Origin of the sequence: Streptomyces sp. Act143 (assembly GCF_003143935.1) — a bacterium.
Classification (GTDB): domain Bacteria; phylum Actinomycetota; class Actinomycetes; order Streptomycetales; family Streptomycetaceae; genus Streptomyces.
The window spans coordinates 6,770,112-6,786,517 of the sequence record NZ_QFRX01000001.1; the positions used below are offsets into that span (position 1 = coordinate 6,770,112).

11 protein-coding genes and 2 pseudogenes are annotated in these 16,406 nt (G+C 67.2%); 9 read left to right on the top strand and 4 right to left on the bottom strand.

What is annotated here, in order from left to right:
• The first annotated feature begins 252 nt into the window (after nucleotides 1–252).
• Complete coding sequence (locus DI272_RS30965) at nucleotides 253–6,954, top strand: RHS repeat domain-containing protein (protein WP_258314734.1); 6,702 nt, start codon at nucleotides 253–255, stop codon at nucleotides 6,952–6,954.
• A gap of 28 nt (nucleotides 6,955–6,982) precedes the next feature.
• The gene (locus DI272_RS44275; RefSeq protein WP_146238408.1) at nucleotides 6,983–7,441 is read left to right on the top strand and encodes a hypothetical protein; all 459 of its coding nucleotides are present in this window, start codon (nucleotides 6,983–6,985) and stop codon (nucleotides 7,439–7,441) included.
• 157 nt (nucleotides 7,442–7,598) lie between these two features.
• Here DI272_RS44275 and DI272_RS30975 read toward each other — a convergent pair whose 3' ends face one another.
• A complete protein-coding gene (locus DI272_RS30975) occupies nucleotides 7,599–7,820 on the bottom strand; it encodes a DUF397 domain-containing protein (RefSeq protein WP_109498485.1) in 222 nt (73 codons plus the stop codon).
• Between the two features lie 12 nt (nucleotides 7,821–7,832).
• Nucleotides 7,833–8,687 carry a helix-turn-helix transcriptional regulator gene (locus DI272_RS30980; protein WP_109498486.1) on the bottom strand — a complete coding sequence of 285 codons (855 nt, stop codon included), beginning with the start codon at nucleotides 8,685–8,687 and terminating at the stop codon, nucleotides 7,833–7,835.
• Nucleotides 8,688–8,851: 164 nt separating this feature from the next.
• Between DI272_RS30980 and DI272_RS45645 the strand changes: the two are divergent.
• The 3 genes and pseudogenes from DI272_RS45645 (at nucleotide 8,852) to DI272_RS30995 (ending at nucleotide 10,352) form a co-directional block, all read left to right on the top strand.
• Nucleotides 8,852–9,309, top strand: a pseudogene (locus tag DI272_RS45645) (ATP-binding protein).
• Between the two features lie 17 nt (nucleotides 9,310–9,326).
• Nucleotides 9,327–9,677: a hypothetical protein gene (locus tag DI272_RS30990; RefSeq protein WP_258314735.1), complete on the top strand. Its 351-nt coding sequence runs from the start codon at nucleotides 9,327–9,329 to the stop codon at nucleotides 9,675–9,677.
• Nucleotides 9,674–10,352 (top strand): annotated as a pseudogene (locus DI272_RS30995) (nucleotidyl transferase AbiEii/AbiGii toxin family protein). The gene DI272_RS30990 and the pseudogene DI272_RS30995 overlap by 4 nt, the downstream one beginning before the upstream one ends.
• Nucleotides 10,353–10,540: 188 nt before the next feature.
• Here the strand turns inward: DI272_RS30995 and DI272_RS31000 are convergent.
• Nucleotides 10,541–11,236, bottom strand: a complete 696-nt coding sequence (locus tag DI272_RS31000; protein WP_258314736.1) for a hypothetical protein — start codon at nucleotides 11,234–11,236, stop codon at nucleotides 10,541–10,543.
• A gap of 177 nt (nucleotides 11,237–11,413) precedes the next feature.
• On the opposite strand from DI272_RS31000, the gene DI272_RS31005 reads away from it, so the two are divergent.
• The 3 genes from DI272_RS31005 to DI272_RS31015 all read left to right on the top strand — a co-directional run bounded on the left by DI272_RS31005 (nucleotide 11,414) and on the right by DI272_RS31015 (nucleotide 15,090).
• Nucleotides 11,414–12,238 carry a hypothetical protein gene (locus DI272_RS31005; protein WP_109498487.1) on the top strand — a complete coding sequence of 275 codons (825 nt, stop codon included), beginning with the start codon at nucleotides 11,414–11,416 and terminating at the stop codon, nucleotides 12,236–12,238.
• Between the two features lie 193 nt (nucleotides 12,239–12,431).
• A complete protein-coding gene (locus DI272_RS31010) occupies nucleotides 12,432–13,814 on the top strand; it encodes a NarK/NasA family nitrate transporter (RefSeq protein ID WP_109498488.1) in 1,383 nt (460 codons plus the stop codon).
• 121 nt (nucleotides 13,815–13,935) lie between these two features.
• Nucleotides 13,936–15,090: a uroporphyrinogen-III synthase gene (locus DI272_RS31015; RefSeq protein WP_109498489.1), complete on the top strand. Its 1,155-nt coding sequence runs from the start codon at nucleotides 13,936–13,938 to the stop codon at nucleotides 15,088–15,090.
• On the opposite strand, the gene DI272_RS31020 is transcribed toward DI272_RS31015, so the two are convergent.
• Complete coding sequence (locus DI272_RS31020) at nucleotides 15,039–15,563, bottom strand: DUF1772 domain-containing protein (protein WP_258314737.1); 525 nt, start codon at nucleotides 15,561–15,563, stop codon at nucleotides 15,039–15,041. The genes DI272_RS31015 and DI272_RS31020 overlap by 52 nt on opposite strands.
• A 180-nt stretch (nucleotides 15,564–15,743) precedes the next feature.
• Here DI272_RS31020 and DI272_RS31025 point away from each other — a divergent pair, with 180 nt between their 5' ends.
• Nucleotides 15,744–16,325 carry an ABATE domain-containing protein gene (locus DI272_RS31025; RefSeq protein ID WP_109498490.1) on the top strand — a complete coding sequence of 194 codons (582 nt, stop codon included), beginning with the start codon at nucleotides 15,744–15,746 and terminating at the stop codon, nucleotides 16,323–16,325.
• The last annotated feature ends 81 nt before the right edge of the window (nucleotides 16,326–16,406 follow it).

Below are 16,406 nucleotides of genomic sequence, written 5' to 3' on the forward strand. Positions count from 1 at the left end.
TCAGGAGTAATGATCTGGCAAGATCCAGTGAAAGCGGTATCTCCCCTTCGCCGTATTCGTAGCGTAGCGACGCGTTACGGACCGTGATGATCATCACATCAAGCGGTCATATCTGGCGCTTGCTCACAGAGTGATCACAGAATCTTCGCTGTCTGATAAGTCGTCACGCGTGGTCCGTCGCCGGCCCCGCTTCAAGTGGTCCGGGGGGACGTCGTCGTGTTCGATCGACTTCCGCATGTTCGCAGGCGTCGAGTGGCGCGCACAGCCGTGCCGGTCACCGCCGCCGCGCTACTGCTCGGGCTGCTCCCGGCGCAAGCGCTGGCGCTGCCTCCGGACCCGGCGCAGGAAGAGGTCGGGCGGGAATCTCTGACCCTGGAGGAACTTCCGCAGGAAGAGCCGATACCGGGCAAGGAGGTCAGTAAGAACCGGGTGACCCTGCGAGCCACGGTGCCCAAGGACCTGCCAGAGGCGCCGGCCAACACGACGGTCACGCCCGTCGGAACGGCACCGGTCAAGTTCGGGTCCACCACCACACCGGCGTCAACGCGAACGGCCACTTCGACCGCGCAGCAGGCGGCACTGACCCCGGCCGGTACGTTGCCCGTGAGCCTTGGCCAAGCCGCTGAGCAGCCCGTGCCGACCGGCACCTGGCAGGTCACGATCCCGGAGCGCACCTCCGCGACAGGCCAGGGTGTGGACGGTGCCGTCGTGGTCGTGGAGGCTCCTGCGACTGGCTCGGTACCCGTCTCTGTCAAGCTCGACTACTCCAAGTTCAAAAGCCTCTACGGCGCCGACTGGGCTTCCAGGCTGCGTTTCGTGCAGTTCCCCGACTGCTACCTGACCACGCCGGACGACGAGGCGTGCCAGACGTACGAGGAACTGGAGACGACCAACGACACGGCGTCGAAGTCCATCACCGCCACGGTCGACCCCGCTGCCGACAGCGCGGTGACGCCGGCCTCGGCGAGATCCTCTGTCCCCACGAACTCCGGTGTGGTTCAGGCGACTTACACGAAGTCTGCCTCCACAGCGGCGGCGCCGATCGCCGCCGCGGGCAGCAGCACCGCGGTCGTCGGCGCGGTTGACTCGGGCAGCGGTAACGGCGGCACGTTCAAGGCGTCTCCGCTTGCTTCGGACGGCAAGTGGGAGGCGGGAGGGTCATCAGGTGGGTTCACCTGGTCCTACCCGCTCACCGTGCCGACCCCAGCGGCAGGACCAGCCCCCGAGGTCTCCTTTGACTACAGTTCGCAGGTCGTGGATGGCCGTACAGGGGTCTCCTCGCCCCAGGCGTCCTGGATCGGCGATGGTTGGTCCTACGACCCCGGTTACATCGAGCGCCGCTACCGCTCCTGCGAGGACGACCGCAAGACCCTCAAGGCCGGAACGCCCAACAACACCGCCAAGAAGGACAAGACGTCCGACCTGTGCTGGGTGTCGTACAACGCGGTGATGTCGCTGGGCGGCAAGACCACCGAACTCGTCCGGGACGCGGCGTCCGGCAGCGACCCGGAGAAGAACACCGAGATCTACCGCCCCCAGCAGGACGACGGCACCCGAGTCGAACACCGCCTCGGTGGCACCAACGACGACAACAACGGCGAGTACTGGGTCGTCACCACCACGGACGGCACGCAGTACTACTACGGCCAGAACAGTGTCGGCGGCGGCCACGCCAACACCAACTCCGTCTCCACCGTGCCAGTCTTCGGCAACCACCCGGGCGAGCCCTGCCATGCCACCGCCTTCGCCGACTCCCGCTGCGGCGCGGGCAAGCAGCAGGCCTGGCGCTGGGGCCTGGACAAGGTCGTCGACATCCACGGCAACACCATGATCGTCAACTGGACGCAGGAGACGAACTACTACGCCGTCAAGAAGAAGTTCAAGTCGCCTGAGCAGTACGACCGTTACGCCTACCCGACGACCATCGAGTACGGCATGCGCCCGGACAGCCTGACCACGCCGTCGGCGACCGTGACCTTCGGGGCCAAGCAACGCTGCCTCAAGTCGGACACCGCGTGCACCGCGACCAACTTCGCCAAGACCGACGACCCCGGTGCCTACCGCTACTGGTGGGACACCCCCGGCAACCTCAACTGCAAGTCCACGTCCAAGCTGTGCCCGGCGTTCCCGTCGTTCTGGACACAGATGCGCCTGGACACGGTGACGACGAAGGCGGCCCGCGCAGGCCAGACCGGCCTGGGCCTGGTCGACAAGTACACGCTGCGCCAGTCCTTTCCAGCGGACTGGTACGACACCTCGCCCGGTCTGTGGCTCAACTCCATCACCCGCACCGGCTACGCACCCGGCGACACCACCGGCACCCTCCAGTCCGAGAACGGCGTCAGCTTCGCGCCGTACACGGTCGGCTCCACCTCACCGCTGCACGGCCGCCTCAAGGACCGCCAACTGCCCAATCTCGTACCGAGAAGCAAGACCGACCAGCGCCCCGGCTTCACCCGCCCCCGCATCGGCACCGTCTCCACCGAGAATGGCGGCGACATCTCAGTCGAGTACACCGGCGGCTGCGCGGCCGAACCCACCGAGGACAAGGGCAAGAGCAACGGCACCTGCTACCCGGTGCGCTGGTCGCCCGACGGCGACGAGAAGACCCCGCCGAAAGCCTGGTTCAACAAGTACGTCGTCGCCTCGGTGACCGAGACCGACAAGGTCACCTCGCATGGCGTGCCGGTCACCACGCAGTACACGTACTCCGGGCCGGCGTGGGCCAAGAGTGACGACGAGTTCACCCGTCCCGCGCTGCGCACGTACAGCGACTGGCGTGGGTACCGGCAGGTCAAGGTCACCAAGGGCGGCAAGTCGACCTCCGAGGCGAGTGAGGTGCAGGGCCAGTCCCTCTCCGTCACCCGCTACTTCCAGGGGACCGGCGGTGAGGTCAAGGATTCCAAGGGCAAGTACACACTTCTCGCGGACGACGCCCCGCAGTACGCCGGAATGACCGCGGAGACCCTCACCTACCGCGACTCCGACGGCCTGCTGCTCGAGCAGAACCTGAACTACCCGTGGTCCAAGCAGACCGCCTCCAGGGCCCGCGAGAACGAGGACGCCACCGCTGCCGATCCACTGCTCGCCCACCGCACCGGCGTCCAGCGCACGGACGAGATCCAGACCCAGGCCAATGACAGTTGGCGCGCCGTCCGCACCCTCACCACGGTGGACGACACCTACGGCCTGCCCCTCACGGTGGAGAGGTCGGTCGTCAAGCCGAACGGCACCGGCGAGACCCTCTCCGACCAGACGTGCACCAAGACGACGTATGTGCACAACACCACGGCATGGCTGATCGGTCTGCCCAAGGAACAGCGGACCACAGGCACGTCCTGCGCCGCCCATGACACCGCCGACCCGGCCACCAAATTGAAGGCGGCGGCCCAGTACAGCTACGACAAGCTTGCCTACGGGGCGACGCCGACCAGAGGTACGGCCACGTCGGTGGCCGAGATCAACGGCACCGGCACCGCGTACTCCGTCGTCACGAACACGACGTACGACGATCTCGGCCGCATCCTCACCACCACGAAACCGGGTGAGGGAACCACCGAGACCCAGTACACGCCCAAGACCGGCGGCCCGGTCACCGCGATCAAGTCGATCAACGCCACGACGACCCAGGCCACCACGACGACCTTCGACCCCGGGCGCAACCTCCCGCTGACCGTCACCGACCCCAACAACCGTGTGACGCGCAACGAGTATGACGCCCTGGGCCGCATGGTGAAGGGCTGGTCCCCCTCCCGCTCGGACGGCAAGTCGCCGAACGTGACGATCTCCTACCAGCCGGCGATCGCCACCTCCAGCGTGAACCGGCCGGCGGCGGTGACCGTCAACACCCTGAAGGACGACGGCTCCTACACCACCGCCATTACCCTCTACGACGGCCTGTCCCGCGAGGTCCAGACGCAGACCGAGGCCCACGGTCCCGGCCGGATCGTCGTGGACACCAAGTACAACGACCACGGCCTGGTCGACAAGAAGACCGGCGGGTACCTGGCGAAGGGCGAGCCGGAAGCGGCGATGTTCGCGGCCCGGTCCCAGTCGTTGATCCCCACCTGGACCAAGTACCGCTACGACGGCATGGAGCGCGAGGTCCGCGCGTCGACGTACTACGGCGACTGGTACAAGTACGCGACCTACACCACATACAGCCTGGACAGCACCTACTTCGACCCGCCGGGATCGACCGCACCACGGACCCGGACGTACTTCGACGCGCTGGGCCGCGTCACTTCCCTACAGCACTACACCCAGGAATCCACCTCGTCGAACGCGGTCCGCAGCACCACCTACGAGTACGACGCCCGAGGCAACCGGTCCAGGGTCACCGACCCCGCGGGCAATGTCTGGTCGTACACGTACGACGCCCGCGGCCGGGTGACGTCCGCCACCGACCCCGACACCGGTACGACGGAGACCGGGTACGACTCGGCCGACCGTCCCAACTGGGTGAAGAACGCCCGGCAGCAGGAGACGTTCACCGAATACGACGTCCTCGGCCGCATGAGGTTCGTACGCCAGGGTTCGGCGTCCGCGACCCCGGTCAGGAGCTACACCTACGACGCAGCCGCCGGCGGCCTCGGCAAGCCGGCGTCCTCCACCCGGCACACCGACAGCGGCGACTACATCAACCGTGTCACCGGCTACGACGCCGATTACCACGTCACCGGCAGCGAGACGGTCATCCCGGCCAACCCGATGACCACAAGCGTGTCCGGCACGTACGCCTACGAGTACACGTACACCCCAACGGGCCGGCCGCTCTCCGTCACGCTGCCCGCCGTCGGCGGCCTGGCGCGGGAGAAGGTCGTCACTCGCTACAACGGCGACGGCTTGCCGGAATCGACCTCGGGCCAGACCTGGTACACCACGGACGCCACCTACTCGCCCTACGGCGAGGTGCTGCGCACGGTCTCGGGTGCCCAGCCCTACCGCGTCTGGACGACGAACTTCGTCGACCCGCACTCCGGCCGCCTCCAGCGCACGGTCACCGACCGCGAGACCGCCGGCCCGCACCGCATCACGGACAGCTTCTACTCGTACGACGGCTCGGGCACCATCACCTCCAACGCCCGCAAGCTGAGCGAGGCGACGGGCGACACGTGGGACACCCAGTGCTTCACCTACGACGTGCTCGGCGAACTGGTCCACGCCTGGACGTCGCAGACCGTGCAGGACCGCAACGGCACCGGCTGCAAGGCCGCGGACGGCACAACCTGGGGTTATCGCGCCGACTACGCGCCCTCGACGGGCCCGGTGACCGACGCCCCGGACGCCTCCACTGACAAGACGAGCCCGGACAGCAGCCTCACGTCCACGCTCGCGGCGGCGGCCCCCGACCCGGCCACGGTTTCGACGGGCGCGACCGCTTACCGTCAGTCGTTCACCTTCGACTGGCTGGGCAACCGCGCCACGATGACCGAGCACGACACGGCGGACGCGACGAAGAACGTCACGTACAGCTACGGCTACGGCAAGACGGTCGCCGCGACGAGTACGACCCCGGCCTACCGGACCCAGCCCCATACGGCCACGTCGATCACCTCCACCCCCTCGGGCAAGGGCAGCGTCTACACCTTCGACGCCACCGGCAACACCGAGGTCCGGGACCTCTACAACACGACCCAGAACCTGGTCTGGACACAGGAGAACAAGCTCGACTCGATCACGGACGACGGCAAGAAGACGACGTACGTCTACGACGCCGACGGCAACCGCCTCCTCGAGAACTCCGCGTCCGGTTCGGTCCTCTACCTGGGCGAAACGGAACTCACGACCAACGCGTCAGGCACCCTGACCAAGGCCTCCCGCTCCTACGCCCAAGCGGGCGCACCGACGGTGGTCCGCACGACGACGAACGGCTCGCTGACCGGCCACAAGCTCAGCGTCCTGATCGCCGACCACCTGGGCACGTCCAACACGAGCGTCGAACTGTCGAGCACCCAGCCGGTGACACGACGAGCGTTCAAGCCGTACGGCGAGGCACGGGGCACAAAGCCGACGTCCTGGCCCAACAAGCGCAGCTACCTCGGCACCGGCATCGACGACGCGGCGACGGGTCTGACCCACATCGGCGCACGTGAGTACGACCAGGGCTCGGGCCGGTTCCTCTCGGCGGACCCGATCATCGACGTCGCTGATCCGCTTCAGATGAATGGATACGCGTATAGCCGCAACAGCCCGGTATCGCGCAGTGACCCGAGCGGATTGCTTGACCTGGTCAAGCAGGAAGCCGAGCACGAGAAGATGCGGCAAAGGCAGAGGGCTCAGTACATCAAGGAGAAGTACACCAAGGCGCACGACACCACCATCATGATGTACATGGCGTGGCTGCGAATGCTCCAGCCCAAGGGGGGCGGAAAGGTCACGGTCGATCTCCAGCAGACGATGGGATACAAAGATTCTGAGAACTACATTCGTAAAGGTGGAAAGAGGGGGAAGGCTGGCTGGGCCGATCTTCTCTATTGGACCGACGAAACCGTGTATGTCTGGGAAGTGAAGAATTTTGGAGGAAAGGCGGAGAGTGATGGAGTCGAAGAGCTTGATAGGTATGTAAAAGCTCTGCAGAAGCAACTGGAAGATGACCCGAACACGAAAAAAATGAAAGTCAAGCTTGGCTTCACGATGTTTCCGCTCAAGGGGCCCAATCTTTTCAAGCCGAACGAATGGGTTGACTCCTTTCCGTCGGCCAAGAGTAAGGGTTTGATCGCATACAAGACGAAAAATATGAATCGCGGTCCAGGTAAACCCCCAAGTCCCCCTGTGCGGGGGCCGGTGAATGTCGAAGAGCCCTGGTACAAGAAGTTCTCGAACAAGGCGCAGGATTGGTGGCATGAGAATGTCGGGAACCATGACTGGTCGAAAAGCCCCTTCGACTTCGGAGGGAGCGGTTCAGGTGCACCCTTGATTCCCCCGCTCTCCGGCCCCCTGATAGCCTACTGATCCCTGTGCCGTTGAAAGGTGGTAAGCCGTGAATGTGTCCGTTTTCCCTGTCGCGGCAACAGACATCGACTCAGGATTCGATCATGTGATTTCCCAGTTTCGCTCCCTGGAGTCAGAGGGTGATGCTGGCGAATGGTGTGACCTGGGGGAAGATGCGGGCGTTGTTGAGGAATTGCTGATCCAGGCAGGCGGAGGTGAAATTGCGAGACTGGCCGTCGCCGGCGGGAGTATTCTCGGCGATGACAATTTCGGAACGGTATGTTCCGTGCTCTTGGTTGACGAAGTGGCGCGTGTCAGTGGTTTTTTCGCCGAAGTTGACCTCGATGGAGTGATGGGTCGGGCTCCCGAGGTTCTTGCAGGTATCCTTCGGGGAGGGATTCCGGTCGGCTACCTGGACGATCTGGCGGAATCCGTGGCCGAGTTGCGTCAAATTTTCGGCTTGGCTCAACGCGAAGGATTGTGTGTGGCACATATCTATGAGGGCTAGGAAACCTGGTTCCAAGCCGGCAGAACGGGAGTCCGCGACGGCCGGTAGACCGCGGGACTCACCTGGCGTCAGCATTCAGCGCGCCGGACCGTTCAGAGGCGAGCCCAAGTGACTCCCCGAGAATGCAGCAAGGCCAGCGGCTGGACAGGGTCTCAGCTCAGGCGTTGGGCTCTCCCCGTATTCCTGGCGGGCGGTTGTTGATGCTGCCCGACGCTGTGTGGGAGATGAAGGACGTCCAGGCGGATGATGGAAAGGCCAGCTGGGAGCCTCCCGCGTTCTTTGAGTCGCGGATTCGGACGATGCTGGGCTCAGCGGCTATCTCGACGCAGTTCGAACTGTCCCCGCTGTAGGTCGACTTCTGCCAATGGGTGGTCTGCATCGTACGGACCTTTCAGGTGTCCTGGATGAGGTGCTGGATGAAGTCCTGTGACTCGATGGTGCTGAGTGCGCAGGTCTCCATGTGATCAAGTACGGCACGGTACTTGCTCAACCATGCCTCTGTGTCGAGGAATCCGCAGCCGCCGTGGTGGGTGTCCAACTGGACTGTGTCCAGCTGCGGGACGGCACCCTCGACGTAGTCGAAGGACTGCCCTGTGCTGGGGAAGAACTCCGTGCCGAAGGGGATCACCCGGATCGTGACGTGGGGCAGTTCGCTCATGTCGAGCAGATGCTTCAGCTGGCCGCGGACGACAGCGGGGCCGCCGAAGCCCATGCGCAGGGCTGTCTCGTGAATGAATGCCGAGTACGGGGGAGGGTTCTCCCGGTGCAGGATTCCCTGTCGTTTGATGCGGTGCGTGAGGCGGTGCTCGATCTCGTACTGCCGCATGGGCGGCACCACCGCTCGGAAGAGCGATCGGGCGTGGTCGGTCGTCTGCAGTAGTGCGGGGATGTGGATCACGAGTGCTACCCGCAAGCCCCTTGCGTGGTGCTCCAGTTCGGCGAGGTCAACCAGCGCGGCGGGTAGGTGATCGCGATACGCCTCCCACCAGTCGTGCCCCCGCCGTCCTGTCATGTCGGCCAGGGCATCGACAAGGGCCTCGTCGGAACAGGCGTAAGCGGACGCCATGGCGCGAACGCGATCGGCACTCAGGGCGCTGCGTCCGGTCTCGATCATGCTGATGCGTCCTTGGTTGACGCCGAGCAGCGAGCCCGCACCGGTCGCTGTGAAGCCAGCCTGCTCACGAAGTTTGCGCAGCTCGACGCCGAGGCGTCGCTGGCGGAGGGTCGGGTTGCTGGTGGGCGGCAATGCGCCTCCTTCCGGGCGACGAACGGCGCTTGTGTAACCCACACGAAGTAATTACGGGTTCATCTCTCACTTCAGGGAGATGTATCTCCCCAGGCACAGCCACCGCCGGGCACGGCCGTTGAGCGAGCCGTCAAAGTCCCCTTCTCTTCTGCTGGAGGTATCCCATGGTCACCGTAGCCCTGCCCGATACCTGGGTGTACGCCCTTCGCCTGCCGCACGACCCCAGAGCCGCACGTGTCGCACGTATGACCGTACGGGCCACGTTGAACGGCCACGGCATGACCGAAGTCCTGGACGCCGTAGAGCTGTTGACCTCCGAGCTCGTGACCAACGCCTATCGGCACACCAAGGGGCCTGCCTCCCTCCGGCTGACTGCCCTCGGGGCGGGGCGCCTGCGGGTCGGGGTCTGGGACAGTCACCCCAACTCCCCGCCCCGTTCGCCAGGCCACCCGGTGATCGAGTGCGGCCCGTCGCGGTCGAGGCCGGCGGTGGGCGTGGGCTGCTGCTCGTCCAGGAGTACGCCGACTCCTGGGGCGGGTGGGCTCTCGGCGACGGACTGCTCGACCGGGGCGCCGGGAAACTGCTTTGGTTCGAGGTGGGTGGAAGGAAGCGCGGGTGCTGAGTCGGCACACTGGTGTCGTGGCCGAGTACGCAGACGGAAGCGACAGAGCGCCCTCCCGCTGGGGCTACGGGGCGGAGCGACTGCCGGTGACGCTGGACGAGCTGGCCGGTCCGGGAACCGGGACCGTCGAGCTTCCGCTGGAGCTCGCGTGGTCCGGGCTGCGGGCCTTCGATCTCGGTAATGTGAAGTTGCTGCTGGGGCTGTACAGGATCGTCCTCAACAACGGCTCCAGAGACGACTTTGTGCGCTACCTCAACCGCGAACATCTCCTTCGCCACTGGCCGATCCTGCGCAAGATGCTGGGGCGGGGCGTGCGCGAGACGTGGGAGGAAGCCTTTCCCGAGCTCCGGCGCTCCAGCGCAGCATGAGGCTGCCCGCACTGCACCGCCGTCTGCTGGCGGATGCACTCGAAGCGGGCGGGGACTACGAGCTTGCACTCGCCGGTGGCTACGCCGTACAGGCGCATGGCCTGGTTGCCCGTCTCAGCCAGGACCTGGATTTCGCCACCCGGCATCCCGCCCCGATGGCGGGACATCGTGTCGCGTCTCGCGGACGGTCTGAGCGGCCACGGCTGGACGGTCTCATTGGTGGACGTGAGGCTGCTGAAGGCGCGGTTGCTGGTCACGGATCCTGACAGCAAGGAGGCCTGCGAGGTGGACCTTCTCAAAGAGGCCTTGTCTCATCGTCCTGTCGTCCTGGATGTCGGACCTGTGGTCGATCTTGAGGACCTCGTCGTCATGAAGGTGCGCGCTCTCGGCGATCGCGGTCTGCCGCGGGACGTGATCGATGTGCACGCAGCCTGCCGGTACTACCCCGTGATCGAGCTTGAGCAGCTCGGGTTGCGGGATGCGGGGGAATTCGACCTCGTCGAGCTGCGTGACCGACTGGAGAGCGCCGTCTGGGTGAGTGACGAGGAGTTCGCGGCGTACGGTCTCGGGCCCGAGGAGATCAGCGAGCTACGCCAGTGGGCGCTGGACTGGGAGTCCGATCTCGGGCTTCGGCTCGCCGAGGACTACGAGGCTTATGAAGAGGGGGACGGCTAGGAGGCAGGGTGCCGACGGTCGCAGTCGTCGTGTCCGAGGTGCAGTCGTCGTAGATCCTGGAGTGTGGCCACCGGGAACGGGTGCCGTACCCAAAAAGTCCGTCGGCGAGGGCGTCCTTGCAGTAGCTGACGATGGATGTGTGCTCCGCCGGGTGTCCGCGATGCGGCAGGCCGCCCAACCGCTGCCGTTCAGCTCCCAGCCGAACTGCGGATCGGGCCTGAGGCGTCATGCCGGGCCAGCGCTTCCGCGTCCAGGACATCCTCCGGCGGCTTCACGTTCAATGGTTTGCCGAAGCCGCTGTACGTCGTGGTGGTGTGGAAGTCCGTCCCCCTGTACACAACCTTCAGCAGATACGGCTTGCCCTCCGTGGCCACGTAGAACGTGTACTTACCCGTCCTCACCGCCTTGTCCGTCACGATCACCGAGATCGCCGGAGTGCCGTCGACCTCCGTTGGCTCGCCCCTCTTCGCCGTGCCGAAGGAGGAGAAGTCACGAGGGCAGTCGGCCAGTCCGTCGCCCGGTTCGGCCTTGCTCGCCGGGGTCTTGACCCAGCGGTCCTGGTCCCCGTCCATCGACTTGTCCGACCACCACTCGATGTACGCCCGGTTCGGGCGGACGTAGTCCGTCCTGCCGATGCGGATCTGTTCGAGGGCGGCGCCGTTCCAGTTCCAGGTCGTCTTCGTCGAGCACCTGCTGTGGAGGTCGGTCGTGATGCGGGCGGTGAAACCCTTGCCCTCGGGGTTGGTGGTCGTCCCCTCGACGGTCACGGACGTCAGCCCGGCCATCGTCTTGTTCGCCTCGTCGAGGATCTCCTGCCCGGAGCGTTCGTCCCCGCCGCCGCCCCCCGAGCACGCCGTCACCAGGAAGCACCCCAGCACCGCCATCGCTCTTCTTCGCACAGTCCCCCCACAGGTCACAGATGACCCAGAGGTTACCGTCGCGGACGGGCGCGCCAAGATCCTGTAAACCGCGGGGGACCGCGATGTCCCCGTGGCATACGGCATGCGAGACTGCCCCGGTTGCGGAAGTGAACGGGGTGGCCCGGTGGGGAGCGGACGACGATGAGCAAGCGGCAAGTGCAGAAGATGCTGCGGCTGATGGCGAGCGGGGAGGCCGTCGAACTCACCAGCCCCATGGCCTCGGTGAAGAAGCTCGCCCGGCTCGCCTTCATCGCCCAGCAGTTCGGCTACGAGTACGCCGACGTCCGGCAGGGCGGCGGTCGTAACAACGCCCTCGTCATGCTGCTCGTCCCCGACCCCAGCCCGCAGGCCCGCACCCGTGCCGCGCAGAACTGGGCGCAGTACCCGAACGCGAGCGACGGCGTCTCCGTGCCTCCGCTCGTCCCGGACGCCTTCGAACTCCTCAAGGCCCGGATCAACTTCGACCTCACCGGGCAGGCCAAGAAGCGCATGGGGTACGCCGTGGCCGGCGCCAGCGTCGCGTGCCTGGTCCTGGCGTTTCGATTCGGCGGTCAGTCCGGCGACTTCGTCACCGCGGCGATCGTCTGGGTCGCGTTGCTGGCGGTGCTCGCCATCGGCTTCGTCGTCAACGGCAAGCGCAACGTCAAGTTCGCCGGCCTGCTCCAGGCCGCCGGGTTCACGCCGGTCACCGACGAGAGCGGACGGGTGCGTTACCTGCCGCCGGGGGCGCAGCTGCCGGGGCAGGCCAATCCCTTCGCGGCCGGACCGTACGGCCATCAGCCGCCGCAGCCGTACGGTCAACAGCAGGCATACGGTCAGCAGCCTTACGGTCAGCAGCAGGCATACGGTCAGCAGCCGTACGGTCAGCCTCAGCAGCAGCCGTACCCGCCGCAGCCCCAGCCCTACGGTTACCCGCAGCAGCCCTACCCCCAGCAGAACCCCAACTGGCAGGCACCCCAAGGGTGAGCCACACGGTGACCCACGCCACTGGGAGCTGTTCGTAACAAACGGCCGCAACTACCTCTCACCCCACCTTGCCGCCGGGTGAGAGCAAAGTTCCTTTCCGGTCACCCAGTGCCACAGCGAGGAAACGCGCCCTCCCTACCTTCGGGATCAGCCGCTCAGAGAGCCCCGAGCCCCGAAGCACCGTGGAGGCAGCATGACAGCCCCTAGCACAGCCCCCGCACCCCCGAGCAGGGGCGGCCGCTGGATCCAGCAGTGGGATCCGGAGGACGAGACCTTCTGGAACCGGACCGGGGAGAAGATCGCCCGCCGCAACCTGGCCTTCTCCGTCCTCTCCGAGCACATCGGATTCTCGATCTGGACCATGTGGTCCGTGCTGGTGCTCTTCATGGGCCCGGAGTACGGCCTGACCCCGGCCGACAAGTTCCTGCTGACCTCGATGGTGACGCTCGTCGGAGCCGTCGTCCGGGTCCCGTACACCTTCGCCGTGGCGATCTTCGGCGGCCGGAACTGGACCATCATCTCGGCCAGCCTCCTGCTCGTCCCGACCATCGCGGCCTTCGCCGTGATGGAGCCGGGCACCTCCTTCAACACCTTCCTGCTCGTCGGCCTGCTGGCCGGTATCGGCGGCGGCAACTTCGCCTCCTCGATGACCAACATCAACGCCTTCTTCCCGCTCCGCAAGAAGGGGTGGGCGCTCGGACTGAACGCGGGCGGCGGCAACATCGGTGTGCCGGTCATCCAGCTCATCGCCCTCGCCGTCATCGGGGCGTCCGGCGGGCCGCGGGTGCTCCTCGGGATCTACATCCCGCTCATCGTCGCGGCCGCCACGCTGTCGGCGCTGAAGATGGACAACCTCGCCACCGTCAAGAACGACACCGGTGCCGCCATCGACTCGGCGAAGGACGGCCACACCTGGATCATGTCCTTCCTCTACATCGGCACCTTCGGCTCGTTCATCGGCTTCTCCTTCGCCTTCGGGCAGGTCCTCCAGGTGCAGTTCGGGCGGACGCCGCTGCAGGCCGCGTACGTCACCTTCATCGGCCCGCTGCTCGGCTCGCTCATCCGCCCGGTCGGCGGCTGGCTCGCCGACAAGTACGGCGGCGCGAAGATCACCCTCTACAACTACGTCGCCATGGCCGCCGCCACCGGCGTCCTGATCTTCGCCAGCATGGAGAAGTCGCTGCCGCTGTTCGTCACCGCCTTCGTGGCGCTGTTCATCCTCACCGGGCTCGGCAACGGCTCGACGTTCAAGATGATCCCCGGCATCTTCCAGGCCAAGGCCCTCGCCAAGGGGCTGCGCGGCGATGAGGCAGCCGCCTACGGCCGCCGGCTCTCCGGCGCCTCCATGGGACTCATCGGCGCGGTCGGCGCGCTCGGCGGTGTGGGCATCAACATGGCCTTCCGCCAGTCGTTCCTCTCGAACGGCTCCGGCACCGGCGCCTTCGTCAGCTTCCTCGTCTACTACGCCCTCTGCTTCGCGGTGACCTGGGCCGTATACCTTCGCCGTACCGCGGTCAAGGCCGAGACGACGGCTGCCGCAGAGGCGAAGCCGCAGCTCAGCTATGCCGAGGTGTGACGTAACACCGGCGCAATGAAGCCGAACCGAGCCTGTCACGCGCCGTTGACAGGCTCGGTCGGCATGCAGGTGCCATCACACCCCGTGTAGGTGCAAACGACTCGAGTGCGGGACGAGAGTTATGTACGACGAACAGCAGCGACCAGAACAACACGGCCCCCTGGCCGGCTTCACCGTAGGGGTGACAGCCGCGCGCCGGGCCGACGAGCTGGGCGCACTGCTGCAGCGACGGGGAGCCGCCGTCCTGCACGCACCGGCCCTGCGGATCGTGCAGCTCGCCGACGACAGCGAGCTGCTCGCCGCGACCAAGCAGGTCATCGACGACGTACCGGACGTCGTGGTCGCCACGACCGCGATCGGTTTCCGCGGCTGGATCGAGGCCGCCGACGGCTGGGGCCTGGGCGAGGACCTGCTCCAGCGGCTGCGCGGCGTCGAGGTGCTGGCGCGCGGCCCCAAGGTGAAGGGCGCGATCCGGGCGGCCGGGCTGACCGAGGACTGGTCGCCGTCGTCCGAGTCCATGGCCGAGGTGCTGGACCGGCTCCTGGAGGAGGGCGTCGACGGGCGCCGGATCGCCGTCCAGCTGCACGGCGAGCCGCTGCCCGGCTTCGTGGAGGCGCTCAGGGCCGGGGGAGCGGAGGTGCTCGGGGTGCCGGTCTACCGGTGGATGCCGCCGGAGGACATCGGGCCGGTGGACCGTCTCCTGGACGCCACCGTCTCCCGGGGCCTGGACGCCCTCACCTTCACCAGCGCCCCCGCCGCCGCGTCCCTGCTGACCCGGGCCGAGGAGCGGGGCCTGCTCCCGGAGCTCCTCGCCGCCCTCAACCACGACGTCCTGCCCGCCTGCGTGGGCCCGGTCACGGCACTTCCGCTCCAGGCCCGCGGCGTCGACACCGTCCAGCCCGAACGCTTCCGCCTCGGGCCGCTCGTCCAGCTCCTGTGCCAGGAGCTCCCGGCCCGGGCCCGCACCCTGCCCATCGCCGGCCACCGGGTCGAGATCCGCGGCCACGCGGTCCTCGTCGACGGCGCCCTGCGTCCCGTACCGCCCGCCGGGATGTCGCTGCTGCGCGCGCTGTCCCGGCGGCCGGGGTGGGTCGTGGCCCGGGCGGAGCTGCTGCGGGCGCTGCCGGGCGCGGGCCGCGACGAGCACGCGGTGGAGACGGCGATGGCCCGGCTGCGCACGGCCCTCGGCGCCCCGAAGCTGATCCAGACGGTGGTGAAGCGGGGTTACCGGCTGGCCCTGGACCCGGCCGCCGACGCCAAGTACGCCGACGTGTAGGACCGCCCGCGCACCAGCAGCGCCCTCGCCAGACACCCCACCGCCACCGTCGACAGCACGGCCCGTACGACGTTCCAGGCCACCCACGCGTCCTCGAAGCCGGCGCGTGCGGCGGCCGGATCGCCGGCCGCGTCCAGGTCGTCGTTGAGCGGGATGCTGAAGACGACCGTCACCAGGAAGGCGAGGGCGTACGCGGCGAGGGCCGCCCACACCCACTGGCGGTGCGGCTCCCCGCGGCCCTGCCACGCCGCCACCCCGGTCAGCAGCAGCGCCCCGAGGAAGCTCAGCATGAACACCGGGTTCTGGATGACGTCGTTGATGTTGCGCATGACCTCGACGTAGACCCGGTCGTCGCTGCGGGCCAGCCCCGGCATCACCGCGCACGCGAACACGTAGAAGGAGCCCGCGATCAGCCCCATGGCGACCGTGGCCGCCCCCAGTACCCCGCCCGTCGTGCCGCTCTGCTTCGTCATGCCCTCCAGTCAAGGGGCCCGGGATCACCGCCGACATGGTTCAGGCGCCCAGCCCCATACGCGTGCGTCCACGCGGCGCCGGAGCCGCCCCGCCGGTACGAGGACTTCCGGCGGCGCGGGCGGGAAGGCACTGTGAGAGGGAACCGTCTTCTTCACGGCACCCTAGGTGGTGACAGGCACATGGCACTTGATACGGCCGCGGCCCCGTACGAGCTGCGGTTCGACGCCGGGCGGATCTGCCTCGACCTCCTCGCGACCACCCACCCCGTCGAACGGCTCGACTCGGTCGAGGTGCTGTGCGCCTGGATCGTCGGCTCCGGGCTGGTCCCGGCGGACACCCCGCTGACGCACGCCGACGCCTCCTGGCTCGTGGGTTTCCGTGAACTACGGTGGCAGACCGGGCAGTTGGTGCGTACGGGGTCCGCCGGTGCGGACATCGCGCTCGCCCGCGTCAACGAACTGGCCGGCGCCGCGCCCCCGGCCCCGCGTGCGGTGCGCGACGAGGACGGCACCCTCGTACGCGAGTTGGCGGCCCCGCCGGAACTGGCCGCACTGCTCGGCGCCGTCGCCCGGGACGCCGTGGAACTGCTCACCGACCCCGTCGCGCGCGCGGGTCTGCGGCAGTGCGCCGGCGACAACTGCCCCATCGTGTACCTGGACACGTCACGGGGACGCAGGAGGCGCTGGTGCTCCAGTGAGGTCTGCGGGAACCGGGAAAGGGTGGCCCGGCACCGCCGTCGCGCGGCCCTCGCCCGCGCCTGAGGGGCCGGCCTCCGAAGCTGAGAGACCGTTATGCGGCTTCTGCGGAACGGGAGTCGAAGTGATTTCGATTACACGCCGTTT

Excerpts from the sequence above, each read along its gene's own strand:
- DI272_RS30975 (WP_109498485.1), bottom strand. The coding sequence starts at position 7,820 with ATGCAGACCACCCATTGGCAGAAGTCGACCTACAGCGGGGACAGTTCG.
- DI272_RS31000 (WP_258314736.1), bottom strand. The coding sequence starts at position 11,236 with ATGGCGGTGCTGGGGTGCTTCCTGGTGACGGCGTGCTCGGGGGGCGGC.
- DI272_RS31005 (WP_109498487.1), top strand. The coding sequence starts at position 11,414 with ATGAGCAAGCGGCAAGTGCAGAAGATGCTGCGGCTGATGGCGAGCGGG.
- DI272_RS31010 (WP_109498488.1), top strand. The coding sequence starts at position 12,432 with ATGACAGCCCCTAGCACAGCCCCCGCACCCCCGAGCAGGGGCGGCCGC.
- DI272_RS31015 (WP_109498489.1), top strand. The coding sequence starts at position 13,936 with ATGTACGACGAACAGCAGCGACCAGAACAACACGGCCCCCTGGCCGGC.
- DI272_RS31020 (WP_258314737.1), bottom strand. The coding sequence starts at position 15,563 with ATGACGAAGCAGAGCGGCACGACGGGCGGGGTACTGGGGGCGGCCACG.
- DI272_RS31025 (WP_109498490.1), top strand. The coding sequence starts at position 15,744 with ATGGCACTTGATACGGCCGCGGCCCCGTACGAGCTGCGGTTCGACGCC.